The sequence below is a fragment of the Streptomyces sp. NPDC008313 genome (genome assembly GCF_042956125.1).
Classification (GTDB): Bacteria; Actinomycetota; Actinomycetes; order Streptomycetales; family Streptomycetaceae; genus Streptomyces.
Window position 1 is genome coordinate 1 of record NZ_JBIBFR010000050.1, and the last position, 17,136, is coordinate 17,136.

General features: G+C 71.3%; 18 protein-coding genes and 1 pseudogene. 1 reads left to right on the forward strand and 18 read right to left on the reverse strand.

What is annotated here, in order from left to right; genetic code table 11:
• Window positions 1-80: 80 nt before the first annotated feature.
• The 18 genes from ACFY93_RS34300 to ACFY93_RS34385 form a co-directional block, all read right to left on the reverse strand.
• Entirely contained in the window at window positions 81-254 is a 174-nt protein-coding gene (locus tag ACFY93_RS34300) for a hypothetical protein (RefSeq protein WP_391365858.1), read from the reverse strand.
• 13 nt (window positions 255-267) lie between these two features.
• On the reverse strand, window positions 268-1,113 hold the full coding sequence (locus ACFY93_RS34305) for a relaxase/mobilization nuclease (RefSeq protein WP_391365842.1): 846 nt from the start codon (window positions 1,111-1,113) through the stop codon (window positions 268-270).
• Window positions 1,110-1,535 carry a hypothetical protein gene (locus tag ACFY93_RS34310; protein WP_391365843.1) on the reverse strand — a complete coding sequence of 142 codons (426 nt, stop codon included), beginning with the start codon at window positions 1,533-1,535 and terminating at the stop codon, window positions 1,110-1,112. Before ACFY93_RS34310 ends, ACFY93_RS34305 begins: the two co-directional genes overlap by 4 nt.
• Before the next feature lie 98 nt (window positions 1,536-1,633).
• Window positions 1,634-2,131, reverse strand: coding sequence for a hypothetical protein (locus ACFY93_RS34315; protein ID WP_391365844.1), 498 nt, complete (start codon window positions 2,129-2,131; stop codon window positions 1,634-1,636).
• Between the two features lie 45 nt (window positions 2,132-2,176).
• On the reverse strand, window positions 2,177-3,445 hold the full coding sequence (locus ACFY93_RS34320; protein WP_391365845.1) for an MFS transporter: 1,269 nt from the start codon (window positions 3,443-3,445) through the stop codon (window positions 2,177-2,179).
• Window positions 3,446-3,463: 18 nt separating this feature from the next.
• The gene (locus tag ACFY93_RS34325) at window positions 3,464-4,654 is read right to left on the reverse strand and encodes a hypothetical protein (RefSeq protein WP_391365846.1); all 1,191 of its coding nucleotides are present in this window, start codon (window positions 4,652-4,654) and stop codon (window positions 3,464-3,466) included.
• Entirely contained in the window at window positions 4,651-5,109 is a 459-nt protein-coding gene (locus tag ACFY93_RS34330; protein ID WP_391365847.1) for a hypothetical protein, read from the reverse strand. Before ACFY93_RS34330 ends, ACFY93_RS34325 begins: the two co-directional genes overlap by 4 nt.
• A 37-nt stretch (window positions 5,110-5,146) precedes the next feature.
• Window positions 5,147-6,253, reverse strand: a complete 1,107-nt coding sequence (locus tag ACFY93_RS34335) for a hypothetical protein (RefSeq protein ID WP_391365848.1) — start codon at window positions 6,251-6,253, stop codon at window positions 5,147-5,149.
• Window positions 6,246-6,986: a glycosyltransferase gene (locus tag ACFY93_RS34340; protein ID WP_391365857.1), complete on the reverse strand. Its 741-nt coding sequence runs from the start codon at window positions 6,984-6,986 to the stop codon at window positions 6,246-6,248. Before ACFY93_RS34340 ends, ACFY93_RS34335 begins: the two co-directional genes overlap by 8 nt.
• Before the next feature lie 170 nt (window positions 6,987-7,156).
• Entirely contained in the window at window positions 7,157-8,080 is a 924-nt protein-coding gene (locus ACFY93_RS34345) for a hypothetical protein (RefSeq protein ID WP_391365849.1), read from the reverse strand.
• 278 nt (window positions 8,081-8,358) lie between these two features.
• Window positions 8,359-8,934 carry a hypothetical protein gene (locus tag ACFY93_RS34350; protein WP_391365850.1) on the reverse strand — a complete coding sequence of 192 codons (576 nt, stop codon included), beginning with the start codon at window positions 8,932-8,934 and terminating at the stop codon, window positions 8,359-8,361.
• Between the two features lie 14 nt (window positions 8,935-8,948).
• Complete coding sequence (locus tag ACFY93_RS34355; RefSeq protein WP_391365851.1) at window positions 8,949-10,463, reverse strand: VirB4 family type IV secretion system protein; 1,515 nt, start codon at window positions 10,461-10,463, stop codon at window positions 8,949-8,951.
• A gap of 28 nt (window positions 10,464-10,491) precedes the next feature.
• Entirely contained in the window at window positions 10,492-10,953 is a 462-nt protein-coding gene (locus ACFY93_RS34360; RefSeq protein WP_391365852.1) for a DUF6238 family protein, read from the reverse strand.
• A 101-nt stretch (window positions 10,954-11,054) separates the two neighbouring features.
• The gene (locus ACFY93_RS34365; RefSeq protein WP_391365853.1) at window positions 11,055-12,527 is read right to left on the reverse strand and encodes an SCO6880 family protein; all 1,473 of its coding nucleotides are present in this window, start codon (window positions 12,525-12,527) and stop codon (window positions 11,055-11,057) included.
• An 81-nt stretch (window positions 12,528-12,608) separates the two neighbouring features.
• Window positions 12,609-13,979, reverse strand: a complete 1,371-nt coding sequence (locus ACFY93_RS34370; protein ID WP_391365854.1) for an ATP-binding protein — start codon at window positions 13,977-13,979, stop codon at window positions 12,609-12,611.
• Between the two features lie 36 nt (window positions 13,980-14,015).
• Window positions 14,016-14,705 (reverse strand): hypothetical protein, encoded by a 690-nt coding sequence (locus tag ACFY93_RS34375; RefSeq protein WP_391365855.1) that lies wholly within the window; start codon window positions 14,703-14,705, stop codon window positions 14,016-14,018.
• Entirely contained in the window at window positions 14,705-15,019 is a 315-nt protein-coding gene (locus tag ACFY93_RS34380) for a DUF6112 family protein (protein WP_212726614.1), read from the reverse strand. Before ACFY93_RS34380 ends, ACFY93_RS34375 begins: the two co-directional genes overlap by 1 nt.
• A 134-nt stretch (window positions 15,020-15,153) precedes the next feature.
• A complete protein-coding gene (locus tag ACFY93_RS34385; RefSeq protein ID WP_391365856.1) occupies window positions 15,154-16,278 on the reverse strand; it encodes an NlpC/P60 family protein in 1,125 nt (374 codons plus the stop codon).
• Between the two features lie 516 nt (window positions 16,279-16,794).
• Between ACFY93_RS34385 and ACFY93_RS34390 the strand changes: the two are divergent.
• Window positions 16,795-17,043 (forward strand): annotated as a pseudogene (locus tag ACFY93_RS34390) (site-specific DNA-methyltransferase); the annotation flags it as partial.
• Between the last annotated feature and the right edge of the window lie 93 nt (window positions 17,044-17,136).

A 17,136-nucleotide genomic window follows, 5' to 3' on the forward strand; every position in this document is an offset into this window, starting at 1 on the left:
TTGCGCTCGAGTCACGGGCACTGTTCTACCGAAGGTTCCGGCCCGCCAAGGCCGGAACCGCCAATAGAGAGATCACGACATCAGACAGGCCCTAGGCCGGTCGGGGCGCGGTGGTACGTCTCATGGATTCGGACGACGGCGACGAAGCCCGCGCGCTGGAGGATGCTGTGTGCCTCGGAGTCGCCGCCGCGGGCAAGGAGTTCGTCGGAGCGCGGGTCGCGGCGGATGTCCAGGAAGCGGTCGGTGCGGGGCAAGGAGACGTTTCTCCTACGGCGATCGGTGGGCGTTGTGCCGGACGGCGTCCGGGGCCGGGACGGCGCGGGGCTGGACCAGGCGGTTTGCGGTGGTGTCCAGGTCCTGCTGGATGGCGTAGAGGCGGCGGGCAATCAGCTCCAGGCGGTGTGCCGTATCGGTGCCGGCTGCTCCCGGCTGGCGGGCGATCCGGTGCGAGGTGTGCTCGACGAGTCCGCGTACCGCGGCCAGAGGGCCGGCCTGTTCGTCGGCGAGCTGCCTGAGGATGGTCGCGAGCTGGGCCGACGCCGTGAGCGCCGCGCGGACGGCAGGCCGCGAAGGGGGGTCGGATCGGACAGGGATCAGGTGGAGGTCCTGTTCGATGCGACGCGCCTCCTGTGCCAGGCGCCGCAGTTTGTCCGCGGGGGGAGCGTGCCACGCGCCGTCGACGTGGATTAGGTTGGCGATCAGATCGAGGCGCCCTGGATGCGCCTGGACAGCGATCCATCGGCAGCCATGTTCCTTGCCGGGGATCTCGATGCCGGCGGCCCGCGCGAGCCGTTGAGCGACCTCGGCCCACTCCGGTGGGGTCAGTTCCCGGTCGTCCGGGTGAAGGCGGATGTCTAGGTGGAGGATCGCCCGCCGGTCGTCGTCGGGGCTGGCGGCGAACGGATGCTCCAGGTAGGGGTCTTCGAGGTGCTCGGCCCACTGGACGGACGTCCAGATCCTCTGCTCGTCGTCCAGGGTGAAGTAATCCAGGCCGGGCCAGTGGGCGACGATCGTGTGCTCCGTCAGGCCCTCGTTCGGTGAGACCGGCCGCCCCAGCGCCTCTTCGAGCGGGTCGTGGGGCCGGTGGGTCCGCTCGTGCAGGCGGGGGATCACCGGCCGCTCCGGATGTCGGCGATGTGCACGAGCTGGCCCAGGGCGGTGGTGGTGTACCAGCCGCAGTCGATCAGTTCGTCGCGGTCGGCGAACCGTGTGAGGAGGGTGTCCTCCATTGCCCGTAGATAGATCAGGCAGTCAGGGCAGCGGCGTGAGAGGTGCACGAGGTAGCGGGGGTGGGCGGTGACGTAGGACTGGGCGCCGCCGGTCGCATCTCGCAGCCGCCACCCGTCCTCGTCGGTCGGGGTGTGCCAGGAAGGGGCCACGACGCGCATCGCGTCGCCCCACAGTTCTCCGCCGGCCACCCCCTTCAGGACGACGACGGTGTCACCGGCCTGGAAGTGGGCGTGGGTGATGTTCCGGTCGGGGGTGAGCGGGTCGGTCGTCGGTGCGAACGCCGAGGTGGGAGGGGGCTGGGACATGAGTTCCTTCCACGCGATGCTGGCGGGGTGGGAGCATCAATAGTCCGGAGGAACGCCGGTTTGGCTAACCGGCGTTTCCCGGCTATGTTGCCCCGCCGTCAGCGGAAGGGGTTCTCCGTCCCGCGGTCCGCCTCACTGGCCGCGTCGAGGAGTTCGAGCAGGTCAGTGCCGTCGGCGTCGCGCTGGTCGATCCACCATCCGGCACGGGTGATGGAGCGGGCCTTCTCTTCCAGCTCCGCCCAGTCCGCCTCGTCCCAAGTGCCCTCGACGACGAGCGCGGTGTGCGCGGCCGTCATCAGCTGGTGGCGGGAGCGCTCGCCCCAGTCCAGGGCCTTCTCCGGGCCCTCCAACTGCGGCATGTCGAACTGCTTCGCCCACGCGACGGCTGCCTCCTGCTCCTCGGCCCGCTTGGTCGCGAGCCACTCCTCCTTGGACTCGGAGTCGGCGTCGCGCGCCGCCTTCCAGCAGTCGGTGCAGTCCTTCGACGCGAGCCAACGGGCAAAGCCCGCCCGCTTGTCGGCAGGACGATTGGACAGGTCATGATCCACGCTGTGGGAGCAGGCGTGCTCCACGGTCCAGTGCGTACGCACGGCCATAATTCGATCTCCTCAAAGGGGTTGGAAGGTGGGGGCGTGCCCTGATCAGGACGTCTTGTGCCGGCCTCGGAGTGGGAGGCGGTGTCGGCCGGGCGGCCGGTGCCCGGCGGGGCGGAGCTGTCGGCGCGCGGCGAGAAGGACGGCGAGGGCGAAGGCCGCGCCGGCGGCGGGAAGCGCCGCGCTGGCCAGCGTCTGCTCGGCGAGGCGTCCGGCCAGGGCGGTACCGGCGGACTGCCCGACGCCGATCGAGAGGATCAGCCACGCATACGCCTCGCTGGTCCGGCCCGCAGGGGCGAGAGCATCGGTGGTCACGTAGGCGCAGGCGACCACGACGGTCAGGAACGCACCAGGCACGGTGACCGCGGCGGTGGCCGCGAACGGCGCGGGCTGGGTTGCGAGCGGGAGCCATCCGGCGAGGAACGCGGCGCTGGCGATGATCAGCCGGTCGGCGGCGGTCCGACTCCAGGTGCGGCGCCCGTAGACGAGGCCGCCCAGGAAGCTGCCGGTGGAGAACGCGGCGGGGACGATGCCCGAGAGCATGTCCTGTTCGTGGTCCTCGGCTATGGCGATCGACCACACATTCAAGGCCCCGATCGCGAACCCGATGCCGGTCAGAGAGACGAACAGGAGCAGCAGACCGGGGCTGGTCAGCCGTCCAACGGGACCGTGCAGGGTGCCGACTGACGGCGTCGATCGCCAGCGCCGCGATGGCGGAGCGAGGACGACCACGGTGGTGCCGGCCAGGCCGAGGACGGCGGTGACGGTGAGCGCGACGCTGGGGTTGTACGCGGAGGCAAGGGCGGCGACGAGTAGGGGGCCGACGATGTACAGGAGGCCCTGCGTGCCGGTGTCGAGGGCGAGCGCGGCGTGCCGAAGGCGGGCGTCGGGCAGCACGCTGGGCCACAGGGCCCGCAGCCCGGCCTCCAGGGACGGGGCGGTCAGGCCGGCGGCGACGACGAGGGCCGTGGCGAGGCCCGGTCCGCCGTACGGTCCCGTCAGCGGAAGGGTCACCAGGAGGGCCGAGTTGAGCACGGCGGCCGGAAGATGCACCGCCGTCTGGCCGTGGCGGTCCATGAGGCGTCCCTTGACGGGCTGCACCACCGAGGAGGACAGCCCGTACAGGGCGCTGAGCAGTCCGCCGAAGGCGATGCTGCTGCCGCTCGTGGTGGCCCACAGGAGGATGGCGACGGGAGCCATGCCGTTGGGGAGTCGGCCGGTGAGGGTGCCGCCGAGGAGGCGGGCGACGTACGGGCTGCCCAGCACCGCGCCGTAGGTGATGCGAGGTGCCGGGGCCGGGGGTGCGGTCGGGGACAACGGGTGCTTTCTCGGGGTCTAGCGGTGGCGGGCGGTCGTGCTGGCGCGGGGTGGCGGCGTGGGCGGGGTGGTCTCCACTGCCGGGCGCGGGCGGGCGCGCAGCACGGGGGTGCGGTGCGGGGGCAGGACGGCGACGGTCGCGCCGAGGTCTTCGGCCGCCTCTTCGACTTCACGGGTGAGGAACTCGATCTGCCGGCCCAGCGCTGAGAGGCGGGCGGTGATCTGGCGGCCCTGCACGGTCTCCAGGGCGCTGGCGAACTGGCTGCTCGTCTCCAGGAGTTCCTGCAGACGGACCATCGGGCCGGCGGCGTAGCCGCGCTGGACGGCTCCGAGGAGAGCGTTCGATGCGTCACCGGCGGTGTGGCCTTCGACGACGTCGCGGATGAGTTCCTGCAGGGACACCTCCGGGGCCAGTGCCGGGCGGTTGAACCGGGAGACGTCCGCGCGCAGGATGCCGGGCGGGACCGGAGCGGGCAGGACCTTGCCCGCCTCGTACTCGTGGGCGTAGTGCCCGATCACCTGCCAGCCCGGTACCCCCGGATCGCCGCGCAGCGCGACCACCGTCGGGTCGTCGTCCTCGACCAAGTAAGCGAGGGTGATCGGCTGCCCGTCGGCGGCATACCACGACTCGGTCAGCTCCAACTCACCGCGCCGCTGCGCGGCCTGGGCCCTCTCGGTCCACATCTGCTGCTCCTCGTCGGTCAGCGGAGGCTTGTGGTGCTGGCCGTCGCGCTGGTCGGCGAGGTTGCTGGCGATAGAGCTGTGGTCCGCCCAAGCGGTGAGGTGCGGCCACAAGGCCGCGTGCTGAGTGAGTTCGGCCTGGGAGCCAGGGGCAGCCGGCCGGTCGAGGGCCCGGCGGATCTCAGCGGCGGAGGCCGCTAGGCCGTCAAGGACAGCCCGCCACCCGGCCAGGTGCCGGGCGGGTGGCAGCTCGTCGAGCACGAGGCGGGCGGCATCAAGGAGAGCCTCGGCGTGCGAGGCGAGGTGAGTGGCGTACGCCTCCACCGCTGCCTTGTCGCGGTGGGCTCGTGCGGATGCCGCGGCGCCCGCGTGGACGGTACGGCCGTAGCGGTCGCGTGTCAGGTCGAGCGCGGCCTCGGTCTCGCAGTCGATGACCGCCATCCGCAAGCGGAAGTCGCGTGCACCGTTGGCCAGTTCGGGAGCTGTCGGCAAGGGGCCGTCGGGGGCCGGGCTGCTCGCGGGTGTCATCGGGACCGCCCGCCGGTCGCGGCCGTCAAATGGACGGTCGGAGCGTACGTGGGCTTCGGCGGGATCGGCCGGACCGCTGGCGGGGAGGTGGTGGGCGGTGCGGAGCGCTGCGTCGTTCGGCCGGCGGCGGCCTGGGCGAGACGGCTGCGGCGCTCCTGGAGTCCGTTGGGCCGGGCGGGGCGTGGCGGGCCGGCCGAGAGGGACGGGTCGAGGCGGATGTCGGCCTGCACGGTGTAGCCGTGGCGGCGCAGGTCGTGGACGGCTTGGCGGGTGCGGCGGACTCCGTCCCGCTCGGGCTCGCTGAGCCGGTAAAGGCCGGGTGCTCCGGGAACGGGCTCGAACTGCTCGCGCTCCAGGTACCAGTGGGCGAGGTGCGCGGGCAGGGAGGAGGTGAAGGAGGCCACGAAGCCGTGTTCCTCGTGGTCGCCGAAGGCGAAGTGGGTGCCGGGTCGCAAGGGCGCGGGGTTCTCCTCGGGGCGTGGGACGGAAGGGTCAGGGGCCGCGGCGCGCGGGCCGGGCCGCGGTGAGGGGGCGGGCTGGCGCGGTGACGGGCAGGGCCGGGCGGCGGTGGGGTGCGCTGATGCGGGCCTGGCGCAAGAACGTTTGGCCGTCGGTGAGCCACGTCTCGATGGCCGGCCACGCGCGTGCTCGGCGCTCCTGCTCCGGCACGGAACCGCCATGGACGATCTCGTCGACCAGGCCCTCGGCATCGGTCACGGCGTCGGCCAGACGGGAAAGGACTGCGGCGTCGTCGGGCCACGGGCTGCTCGCGGGTCGGCACCGGTCGAGCAGCGGCGGGGCGTGGTCGACGACGGTCAGGAAACGGCGCCAGGCGTGGTCGAGGAACAACTCAGTCGCGGCGCCGAGGGCGGCGGCGCTCAGTGGGGTGGCGTCGCTGTAGCGGCCGGAAGCGTTCATGGCCTGCCAGGTGTCGTGCTCGGAGCGAATGTCGCCGAGCACGGCGGCGATGGCCGCCGTCTGGCGGGCGTGGACGGCCTGCTCGTAGGTGGGGAGGTACCGGTCGGTAAGGGCCTGGGCAGCCCGCCCGGGGAGCGGCGGCAGGACGATGCTGCGCGGGGCGTGGGGATCGCCGTAGCCCCCTTCGAGCCCCTCGGGCGAGAAGGCCCCTACCAGATAGTCGAGTTGACGGCCGGGACGCTCGATGAACAGCAGCGTGGTGCCCTGCACCATGTCGGTGAGGAGCGCGGCGTAGGGGATCCTGTCGCTCTGGACGGCGCGGCCGAGTTCGCCGCTGTCCCAGATCCAGGGGACCAGGTCTTCCTGCCAGGCGGGGTGCGAGTAGATCTCGACCGAGGCGTGCCACTGGCCGGGCAGGAGGCGCGCGAGGTCGCGGGCGGCGTCGCCGATGAACCGGCGGCTGCTCGTGTGCACGCTGGCGCGGTGCCGCTTCGCGCACGTGACCAGGTCGACGACGGTGGTCTGGGTGCCGTCCGCGGGCAGGCGCCAGACACCGTCGTCATCCCGCTGGAAGCCGCTCTCCCCGAGGGCGGTATGCGCCCAGGAGTAACGCTCGCCCGAGGCGGTGGCGACGATCCCGGAGTCCCGGCTGTGCGACAGGATGATCTGCGCCTCAGCCATGGACCTCCTCGCCACCGCGCAGGACGGCGCGCAGGCTGCGGCCGTACGCCCAGGCGTGCTCACGGGCCGCTGCCTCCAGCTGGTCGTATCCGGCCTGGGCTGTCATTTGCCCGTTCCACTTGCGGTACCTGTACACGGGCACTGGCAGCAGGACCCCGGGGGCGAGAGCGGTGACGCCGACGGCCGCGCAGTAGTCCTCGCCCTGGACGAGGCCGCCCATCGGCGCGGCGCGCACGAGGTCGGTACGGGCGAGGATCGTGGTCGGCCCGATGGGGATGGTGTCCGTCGGTGACTTCCAGTACGTCCACACGTCACCGGCCTCGTGCCGGCCGGGCGGCGTGGGGCAGCGCCACAGGGTGGTCGAGCCGTCGGGGTGCTGGTCCTCGCTCCAGCCGGCACACCAGCCGACCCGGGTGGATTCCAGGGTGTTCAGCCGTACGGCCATCGCGTCGTCGTTGAACAGGTCGTCGTCGTCTGCCCAGTTGGTGTACGGGGTGCGTACGTGAGCGAGGGCCAGGTTCCTGGCGCAGGCGGCGCCGACCGGCCGGGGCAGCACCAGCGTGCGAACGCGGGGATCCTGTGCGAGCGGGGTCGGCAGGCGGTCGGGCGATGCACCGTCGAGCGCGATCACGGCCTCCCACGGCACAGACTGCCGGGTGAGGCTGGCGTGCATGGCGGCCAGGTAGTCCAGCCGCTCTTCGCGCAGGCGGCTGGCGATGACGACGGTGATCAGGGGCGTGCTGGGCGGGGGCAGGGAAGGCTCCGGGAAGACGAGGGGGAATTAGCGGCGGGCGGTGGGGCGCGGGGTGCCGGCCTTCGCCGGGGCTGCGGTAGGAGCGCTCAGGGGCCGCTTGCCGCGGGATGCCCGGATGGCGGGCGGGGAGTCGAGGCGCCGGTCGCTCGTCAGCGCGAGTGCCGCGGCGGAGCTGAAGGGAGGGCTCGTGGCGGAAGGGACGGTGCACGAGCCGGGGTGGAGGGCAGCCGCGGTGCGGGCGCGAGCGAGGTGAGGGCCCGCATCCGGTCCTCGGCCACATGCAGGACCTCTCCGAGGCTGCGGATCTCGGCAGCGGCGTCGGCGAGGTCGTAGGACAGGTCGAAGCCGTCGTCCTCCTCGGCTTCCTTGGCTTTCTCGCCAGCTGCTTCGAAGAACTCGCCGAGCTGTGCCAGCAGGCCGTCGGTGGGTTCCAGGATCTGATGCAAAAGGGCAGCGGCATCCGCGTGCGACTCGGCTCCGTTGAGCCGGTCGGTCAGTTCGCGCAGCGCGTCGCCGTAGACGTAGGCGGGGCCGCGGTCTGGTTTGCCGGGGATGTCCCGGGACGGAGGCGGGGGCGTCGGTTGGGCCGGGTGCACGTGGGGGCTTTCGTGGGGCAGAGCGGGGTGCGGTAGCAGTCCGAGCTGGGCGAGGCGGAGGTCGATCGCCTCGATCATGGGTTGGGCGCTGCCGCCGTGGCGGGCTTCGGGCCGCCGGCGAGCGCCGGGGTGGTCGGAGGGGGCGGAGTCGTAGAGGACCTCGAACAGCGTCTGGTCGTCGGGGTGCTCGCGGGTCGCGATCCAGCCCTCGGGATCTCCGGGCGGGTGGTCGGAGGACGGTTCCTGCGGCGGACTGATGATCAGGTAGCTGTCGTCGGGGAGCGAGACACGCACGATGTAGGCGCTGAGGCCGAACTCGATGTCGCATGGCAGTCCCCGCGCTCGCAGCGGCGTGGTGATGTGCGCGTGGCGACGCCACAGCTCCTGCCACCACGGCATGTTCACGTCGCGGTGGTCGGGAAGTGGCGCGATCGGAGCCGCGCGGGCGTCCGTAGCGTTCGCCTCGTCAGCGGCCACGGATTCTCCTGCGAGACGCCGGTCGGTGTGACGGAGGCGTTCGGCGAGCGAGGTCGGCTTCTGGCTTCGGAACCGGACTGGAGTCGAGTTCGTACTCGTCGTAGGCGGCGATCAGGTCGTGTTCCAGCTGCGCTTCACGATCGGCGACTTGCGCCATGAGGTCGTCGTGCTCGGCCTGGCACTGCTGGTATTCGGCCCAGTCGGCGTCGCTGAAATGAGCGGGGCGGTTCAGAGCATTCCTTGGGATGTGGGTGGATCGGGCTTCGGGGCAGGCGCGGTCAGCGGTGGCGACCGCCCGGCCTGGGTGGCGGAGGCGCCGGCGGGCCTTCCTGACGGGTGAGCGTCGCGAGGAAGCGTTGGAAGCCGAGGTGGTCGTCGAGTTCCTTGGCCGCGTCACGAAGGGATTCCGAGGTGCGCCGCAGGAAGGCGCGGGCTGAGGCATGGTCGATGATCACGCGATTCGCGAGGTAGTGCCGGTCGATCGGGTTGGCAGACCGGGGCAGGGCCAGGGCACACTCCGCAGACTCGGTGAAGTGCCGGGCTGCGTGGCTCGACATGGTCGCCGCCGTGCCGAGATGCTTCAGAACGGTGCTGCCGGCGCGGGTGGTGTGGTGTGGGCTCCGGGCGAAGTCAGCAGTGAGCCGGAGGACATCGCGGGAGAGGTCCTGTGCGTCGTCGGTGGCGTGCTGGAGCAGCGCGGCGTAGGAAGGCGTGACCTGTACGTGTCCGTTCTCGTCCAGCAGCTCCCACTGCTGGGCAGCGTTGAGCAGTTCGTCCTTCATCGCATTGAGCGCGCCGATAAGCTGGAGCACCTCGTCGCTCGGTATCAAGTCGCGTTGGAAGTCGGGCTTCACGGGCCTCTTGGTCCTCAGTGCATACGGGCGTCGGTGTCGAACAGCGCCAGTTCGTGGCTGTGCAGGAGGTGCTGAACAATGAAGCTCCGACCTGCGACTTTCCACAGGCCGCGCCCTCGGTTGAGGTGCGCGATGGCGTCCATCTCGACGGAGGTCAGGCCGAGCAGGGAGGCTGCGGCGTGGAGCTGGTCGGTCTCCTGGCGGTAGATGATCCGGGTGCTGCAGTCGGCGAGGAGTCCCTCGGCCAGGGCCCGGCCTTGTGATCCGGCGTCGCCGGCGGTGAGCAGGTCGGACAGCCGGTGGATCACCATGAGGTTGGCGATGCCGAGGCCGCGGCTGAGCTTCCACTGGGCCTGCATCCGCTGGAGTAGGCCGACGTGCTGCATCAGGCGCCATGCCTCGTCGTACACGATCCAGCGCCGGCCGCCGTTCGGGTCGGAGAGGGCGGATTCCATCCAGGCGCTCGCGCAGGTCATGGCGAGGACGAGGGCGGTGTCGTCCCCGGAACCGCCGAGGCGGGACAGGTCGATGGTGAGCATCGGCGCGCTCGGGTCGAAGGCGACGGTGGAGGGGGCGTCGAACATGCCAGCCAGATCACCGTGGACCAGGCGCCGCATGGCGTGGGCCAGGTCGCGGGCGGCGTCGCCGAGTTGGCCCGACATCATCCCGGCAGCCTCGTCGAGCGCGTGGGGGTTGTTGAGGGTGGCGGCGACGTCGCCGAGGAGCGGGGTGCGGTGCGTGTCGGCGGCGCGGGTGACGACGGCGTCGAGGGCGACGTCCAGCGCGGTGTGCTCCATGGGCATCAGGTCCCGGCCCAGGACGGTGCGGGCAAGGGAGCCGAGCAGGAGCAGGCGCCGCTTGCGGATCTCGCCGACCCAGTCGGCCTCGGACACGCTCTCCGGGCGCGGCGCCGCGTCAAGGGGGTTTAGGCGCCCGGGCAGTCCGGGACCGAGGGCGACCGACCGGCCGCCGAGGGCCTCGGCGACCGGCGTCCACTCGCCTTTCGGGTCGCACGGTACGTAGACGCGGTATCCGAAGGCGACTGACCGTAGCGCGAAGGACTTCGCGAGGGCGCTCTTGCCCTGGCCGATCACGCCGGCGAGCAGCAGGTTCGGGTTGGTGAATCCCTCGACCTTGCCGTACAGAGCGAACGGGTCGAAGACGAACGACGCTTCTGCGTGGACGTCGCGGCCGATGTAGATGCCCTCGGCGCCCAGGCCGCCTTCGGCGAGGAAGGGATAGGCGCCGGCCGCGACCGCGGTGGTCATGCGGTGGGCGGGCAGTCGCAGCTGGTTCCCGCGCGCGGAGGCGGGCCCGGGGCGTCCGCCCGCTGGGTAGAGCGCGGCGGGCATCTGGTGATCGGCGGGCGGGCTGTCGTTCTGGTGGGGGCCTGCTTCGGCGCGGGCTTTGGCGGTGGCCTCGGCGAGCTGGCGGCGGGCGGCCTTGCGGCTGGCGCGGTCGGTGCCGTGGGGGGTGAACAGCGGGCTGGCGGACGCGCGGCGGGCGCGACGGGCGGGCCGGTGGCTCATCGGGGGCCCTCGATTCTGCGGGTGGTGCTCATCGCACGCAGGCCGTGGTGTGCGGGCGGAGGTCGGTGGGGGTGGTTTTGCGGCGGACTACGTGTCCGGCGGCGAGGTGGCGTTGGCAGATCGTCAGCACGGGCGGGCCCTCGGGGAGCCGCTCTGGATGGCAGGCGCTTGTCTCGGCGTCCGCCTGGGGTGTGCCGGGCAGCAGGTGGAAGGCGGCGTGGACTTCGCTGGTGGCCTGCCAGAGCCTGGTGTGGGCGGTGGCCAGGTGACGTCCGGCGACTGGGTGCAGGGGCCGGGTGTGGTCGGCGAGCCGGTCCAGAAGCTGGAGCAGAGCGGTGAGGTGGGCGTGCAGCACGTCAAGGTGCAGACGATCTCCGGGCCTGGGCGGGTCCGCGTCCGACGGCGCCAAGGCCCGTGCGTGGTGGCGGATGGCGGCGCTCGCGGCGCGGAGGTAGGGGTGCGCGTCGTCGGGGCGCGTAGGAGACGTCAAAGGTGGTGGTCCTTCCTGCCGGTAGGCAGGGCAGTGAGGGGCGTCCCGTCACGGGTGATCCGGAGTGCGGTGGGTCAGGGGTGCGCACGGGCGCGGCTGGTTCACAGGGCGGTGCGGGCGAGCGGCAGCGCGGTGAGGGCGAAGGCGTCGGACTGCTGGTAGTTGAGCCGACGAAGGTCGACGCCGGAGGTGACGGCGTGGGTCTCGATCTGTGCGCAGGCGGCGTCCAGGAGGGCGTCGGTCTCGGCGGTGACGGTGACCAGGCCGGTCAGGGCCACGTCCGCGTGCCCGGCGATGAGTTGGCGTTCGCGGGTTTTGACGTCGGCGTACTCGACGGAATCCTCTTCGGAATCGACCTGTCCGCGGCGGGCGCGCTCGTTGGCGTCGGCGATGATCGCGGCCTTCTTGCGCTGGACGTCCCGCAGTGCGGACTCGAGCCCCTGCGGCACGTATATAAGGGAGAGGCTGCGGCGCACGCCGGCCGTGAACATCAGACCGTGCAGGAACCCGGCCCCCATCTCGGTCCTCGGCCAGTTCTCCACCCAGTACGTCGCGTGCCGCGCGCTGTCGGTGGCGAGGCGGTCGTACTCCTCGAACTGGACGACGGGCCCGGCGGCTGCGGGGTCGGCCTCGGCGCGGCCGGTCTCGGACCACTGCTGGAGGGCTGCGAGGGCCTTCGGGTCGTAGGCGGTGCGGATGACGGCGGCGATCTCCCGCGCGTTCAGCCAGCCGGTGACCTGGAGACCTGCGTTGCGGGCGGCCTGCGCGATGGAGGCGGTGGTCTGCCCCATGACGGTGAATGCCCCGGGCAGCCCTCCGCCGGCCTGGCTGATCAGGCGCCGGGCGGCCTTGAGGTCGAGGGAGATGGCGAGGTAGGTCTCGTGCGGGGCGGCGGCAGGGCCGGCAGAGGAGACCAGCTCCGAGTAGATCTGTCCGGCGACGGGGGTCTGGGGCTGCCCGTGGTGGGTCCAGTGGCGGGTGAGGGTGTCGCCCGAGTCGGGGACGGTGCGTTCCAGCACCTGGACGGTGGCGATGTGCCCGGTGCGGGCGATGCCCGCGAGCGCGCGTCCCCAGCTGCTCACGTTGTGGTTCTGGGTGGCGGGGTCGAGGAGGGCGAAGGCGCGGCTGGTGACGCGGGCGACGGCGGTCAGGGTCTGCTGGTGCGGGTCGTGGACGGCTGCGGCGCCGTTGGCGGAGTCGCCGGGGGTGACCACCTTGAGGGAAGCGGCGGTGCCGGGCAGATGGAGGACGCCGTCCTGCCGGGGCCGGGTGACGGGCCGAGCAAGCCAGAGGGTCTGGCCGGTGCGGCGACGGTGCGCATACCGGGTGACGATCGGCGCCCAGTCGATCAAGGAGCGGCCGTGCCGGCGGATCGCGACGAGTGCCCCGGATGCCGCCCACAGCGGTGCCAGGGCAACGGCGCCGAGCAGCCCGGTGGAGATCACCGTCATCAGCAGCAGGGCCAGCATGCAGGAGACGAGTACGAGTTGGGGCAGGGAGAGGCCGAGGAGGATGCCGCGGCGGCTTCGGTGCGGGAACTTCACCGTGACCGGGGCGACGGAAAGATCAGTCAAGGGGCAGGTCCTGGAGGCGCGGGTTGAACCCGGGGGCGGGAGGGCGCGTGCACATCCCGCCCCCGGGAGTCGGTCAGGGAATCAGAGGCCGGTCGGAGGCGGCGGGGGGCCGCTCGCCTTGCTGGACGGGGCGTTCTGCGTGCCGGAGGACGGCGGTGCCCCCTGCGGCGGCGGGGTTGTGGTCGGCGGAGTGGACTGCCATCCGCCGCTCTGCCCAGACGCGGCACTCGCGCCGGATCCGCCAGGCTCCGGGCTTCCGCCCACCTGGCCGCTGGTGTCGTCGGACACGCTCGTCGGCGCGGGCTGGACGGCCTTCTCCAAGCCGGACTTGACCGCGTCGCCGCCGGGCGAGGCACCCGTTCCGCCGCTCTGCGATCCCTCCTTGCCCTCGCCGCCTCCGCCGGTCGGGTTGGCAGCGACGTCGCCGGGGAACCCACCGCCGTCGGGGCCCTGCGGTGCGGCACCCGCGCCGGCGGCAGCGCCCCCGGTTCCGGCGGTGGCCGCAGCAGCGGCGGCCTTGCGGGCGGCCTTCTCGGCGTGCGCCTTCGCGATCTGCGCACCGGCGCCGCCGGCACGGTGGATGGCCTCCCCGTCGGTCCCGTCGGCCGCCCAGTGCACGAACTTGAAGACCGCATACGGACACAGCAGCACCAGGATCATGATCACGATGCCGGACATGACGTCGGCCAGAGCGGCGATGCCGTCCTTGGCCTCGGTTTTGCCCATGGCGGCGATGCCGATCACGAAGATCACGGTCATCAGCAGTTTGGAGACCACGAGGGTGGCGGTGGCTTCGATCCAGCCCTTGCGCCAGCGCCGGGCGACCTCCCAGCCGCCGCCGGCGGAGGCGAAGACGGCCAGCGTGACCATGACGAGGATGCCGACCTTGCGGACCATCATCACGCACCAGTAGAGGAAGGCGCCGATGGCTGCGCCGAGGCCGGCGACGACCGGGACGAGCCAGCCTAGCCCGGCCAGCGACGCAATCTGACTGACCTTCACGATGCGGCGCACGGCCGCCTCGATGTCCAGGTTCGCGGTCTTGAACAGGCCGTCGCTGACGGCGTCGACGACTTCGACGGCCACCGTGGTCAGGGCGATGGCGCAGAAGGCGAACAGGACGCCGCTCATGGTGCCGGTGAACGCTTGTGTCAGAGCTTGCCCGTCGCGCCGGATGGCGGCCCGGACTAGCTGTGCGCAGAACGTGGCGACCAGCAGGACCAGGCCCAGTGGCAGCAGCATCTCGTAGTTGTCACGGAACCATCCGGCGTTCAGATCCACCTTCGTGGTGGTGTCGACCGCCTCGGCGGCCAGGTTGGCCGCGGCGGCGGCCAGTTCACCGGCGGACTTCGCCATCCAGTCACCGATGGCCTTGCCGGGGTCCGAGGCGAAATCCACCGCGTCGCCGACCGTGCACAACTTGTCGGCCAGGGGGTAATCACAGAAGCCCACGGGTAGTTGCTCCTCCTTTCGTGTGTCAGGCGCGGGTCACTGCGTGACGCTCGGAGCGATGGCGGCCAGGGTGCAGTCGTGGTTCGGGCGGCACTGGACGGCGAGGGTCACGGCCCGTTCCTCGGCCCCTCCGCCGCCCTTCTTCCAACTGAGCGTCTGCTTGCCGTTGACGGTGACGACGTAGATGTACGCCTCGGTGATCGCGGACGGGTCCTCGGCCAGGGCCTGCTTGAACGCGCCGGGGTAGTGGCCCTCGGTGACGTGGGCGGTGGCGTGCTGGTCCTGGTCGGCCATCCGTGACCACAGCACCGGATCGGGCACCTGGCCTGAGACCGAGGCCCAGTCGGCGTACTTGGTCTCGGCGGTCATCCAGGCGCGCATGCCGGCGAGCTGTTGGTCGCGGCTGGTGTCACGGGTGTCGTAGGACCACAGCATCTGGGCTGCTGCCTTGGCGTAGGCGACCGGCTCGGAGATCTGCGGCGGCTTGGGCACCGACCCGGATCCGGAGGAAGGCTTCGGGGCGGCCTCGGAGGAGGACGGGCTGCCAGTTGGGGCAGGCGCCGCGGTGCCCGGAGCCTGGTGGCTATTCCCGCCTCCGGTCAGCAGGGCGACGACCCCGGCGATGGCGAGCAGGACGGCGACGGCGGCGACGATCGCGATACGCCGGTTGGCCGACCACCCCGAGCCGTACGAGGACAGTGAGAGGGACGGGGATCGTTTCCGCATCAGTGGACCTGCGAGCCCAGGCTGGAGAAGAAGGCCACGATGCCGTTCGCGGCGCCCAGACCGAGGGCGGCGCCGGCGGCGACCACGGCGCCCTTCTTCCCATTGGCCTCAGCCTGGTGGCCACCGGTGTGGTGGCCCCAGGCCCAGACGCCGAGCGAGACGGCGAGGGCGCCAACGACGGCGATGATGCCGAACATGTTGATCGAGTTGACGACGTTCTTCAGCACGCTCAGGCCGGGCAGGCCACCGCCCTTGGGCGAAATTCCTGGGTCATAGGCGAGCTGGATGACGCGGTCTGCGAGGGGGACGGACATAGGGGGGTGGGGCTCCTTGCATACGCGGGCCCAGCGAGGGCCGGCGGGAAAGGCGAAAGCGGAGGGGGCGCGCGAAGGGCGCGGAAGTGGCCGTGGGGCCAGGGCGCCCGGGGCGATGCCGGGCGGGGGCGGCGTCAGAGGACGCGGCGGGCGGCGAGAATCGTCCAGTCCTTGATCGGGGTGATCCGGACCGGCTTGGTGGTGCGCGGCGCCTCGATCACGAGGCTTTCGCCCATGTACATGCCGACGTGCTCGGGCCGGGCGGCGGTGCCGCGGCTGAAGATCAGGTCACCGGGCTTGAGATGAGCGGGCGAGATCGCCTTGCCTTCGTTGACCTGCGTGTACGTCGTGCGGGTGAGCGTGATTCCGGCGTGGGCGTACGCCTGCTGCATCAGCGAGCTGCAGTCGCAGCGGCCCATGGGGTCAGGACCATGCGAGTTCGTGCAGGAGCCGCCCCACTGGTAGAGCGTCCCGAGCTGCTGCATCGCCCAGGTGATGGCCTTGCGCGCCTTCGGATCGGCGTCCTTGGGGATCGAGTAACCCTTCGGGACGCTCCCCTCGGGGATGTGGCCGAACCCGGAACCGTCTTGGCCCGGCGCGCAGCCGGTCGTGGTCGACTGCTTGTCCCGGTCCGTGTCCTTGCCGTCCGCGTCACCGCCGCCGGGGAAGCTCTTGGCGATGGCGCCCTGCAGCGCGGTGGCGAGCTTCTCCCACTGCGCGTAGGCGTCTGGCAGGCCGGACTTCTGCACGGCTTGGGCGGCCTGTGTGACGGTCATCTGCTGCCACCCGCTCACTTTGAGCAAGTGCTTGTAGAACTGCTCGCTCGCGTAGGTGGGGTCGCGGATCTGCTCGGCGCTGCCCCAGCCCTGGGAAGGGCGCTGCTGGAAGAGGCCGAGGGAGTCGCGGTCGCCGTAGGCGAGGTTGCGCAGTCGGCTCTCCTGCATCGCCGTGGCGAGCGCGATGATCTGTCCCTTCTTGGGGACGTCGAGGGAGAGGCCGGCGGCCACGATCGTCTGGGCGTTGGGGACCTGCTCGGCGGGCCGGTCCAGGCCCTCGATGTGCACGTCCTTGCCGGAGGCGCCGTCGAGGATCTTGGTGACCTGTTCGGCGACCTTGTCGCTGTCGATGTCGCTCAGGCAGCTGCTGAAGGAGCCGCTGCTCTGCACGGCGTCGGCCGAGGAGGCCAGCATCATTCCGGTGCCGGCGATCAGGATCGGGGAGAGGAAGACGACGCCGATGCCGGCGGCGAGCCCCTTCAATCCGAGCGGACCGCTCGCCGGTCAGCGGTTTCGGGCATGGGTGGGTAGCGAGACGTCATGAGCGTGTCCTTGGGGGTGCGGTGTCCGGCGTACCGCGTGCGCGAGGCGTCTCGGAAGGGCGCGGCAGCCGGGGTGGGCGATCGGGACAGGCCGGTGCGGGGCGAGTTGCCGCTCGCTGCGCGTGGCCGGGCCGTGAGCTAGGTGTGCCGGGGCAAAGGGGTACCTCCGAGAGGTGTGGCAGGGGAGTGGCCAGCGGCGGTGTGCGCCGGGCGGTTCAAAAACAGTAGGCGCGGATCGGCGGTTGACCAAAAAGTCGGCGTGAGGTGCCGGAAACCGATACCTCGACAGGGCACTTCTTGGTCGTCGGCGGTTTCGCCTCTACAGTTTTTGGACTCCCCCCTCGCCCTCCTCGGTCTGCGGCCCTGGGCTTCTGCATGCCCACTTCCGGCCCGCGAGGACTCCTGCGCGAGGCGACTATTTCTCTCCGCGTTTCCGCACCCGAATCGGGGTTTTTCTTTGCCTTTTTCCCTTCACCAGGGCGACGCTCTGGCCGTTCTCTCCGGCCTTCCGGACGGCTGCGTCGACTCCGTCATCACCGACCCGCCGTACAACAGCGGAGGGCGGACCGCGAAGGAGCGCACCACGCGCTCCGCGAAGCAGAAGTACACCTCCGTCGACGCCAAGAACGACCTCGCCGACTTCACCGGCGAGAATATGGACCAGAGGTCCTACTCGTTCTGGCTGACGCAGATCATGACCGAGGCTGAACCGCCCCGGGTTCGGTAGAGATCTCAGATTGTGGTGATGAACTGGGGTTTCGTGAGTTCGGTGTAGTAGTTGACTTCGTATTCGACGGGC

What these genes read in the sequence shown, in the direction of transcription:
- ACFY93_RS34315 (WP_391365844.1), bottom strand. Translation starts at nt 2,131, where the DNA reads ATGGCCGTGCGTACGCACTGGACCGTGGAGCACGCCTGCTCCCACAGC.
- ACFY93_RS34380 (WP_212726614.1), bottom strand. Translation starts at nt 15,019, where the DNA reads ATGTCCGTCCCCCTCGCAGACCGCGTCATCCAGCTCGCCTATGACCCA.
- ACFY93_RS34310 (WP_391365843.1), bottom strand. Translation starts at nt 1,535, where the DNA reads ATGTCCCAGCCCCCTCCCACCTCGGCGTTCGCACCGACGACCGACCCG.
- ACFY93_RS34325 (WP_391365846.1), bottom strand. Translation starts at nt 4,654, where the DNA reads ATGACACCCGCGAGCAGCCCGGCCCCCGACGGCCCCTTGCCGACAGCT.
- ACFY93_RS34335 (WP_391365848.1), bottom strand. Translation starts at nt 6,253, where the DNA reads ATGGCTGAGGCGCAGATCATCCTGTCGCACAGCCGGGACTCCGGGATC.
- ACFY93_RS34375 (WP_391365855.1), bottom strand. Translation starts at nt 14,705, where the DNA reads ATGCGGAAACGATCCCCGTCCCTCTCACTGTCCTCGTACGGCTCGGGG.
- ACFY93_RS34355 (WP_391365851.1), bottom strand. Translation starts at nt 10,463, where the DNA reads ATGAGCCACCGGCCCGCCCGTCGCGCCCGCCGCGCGTCCGCCAGCCCG.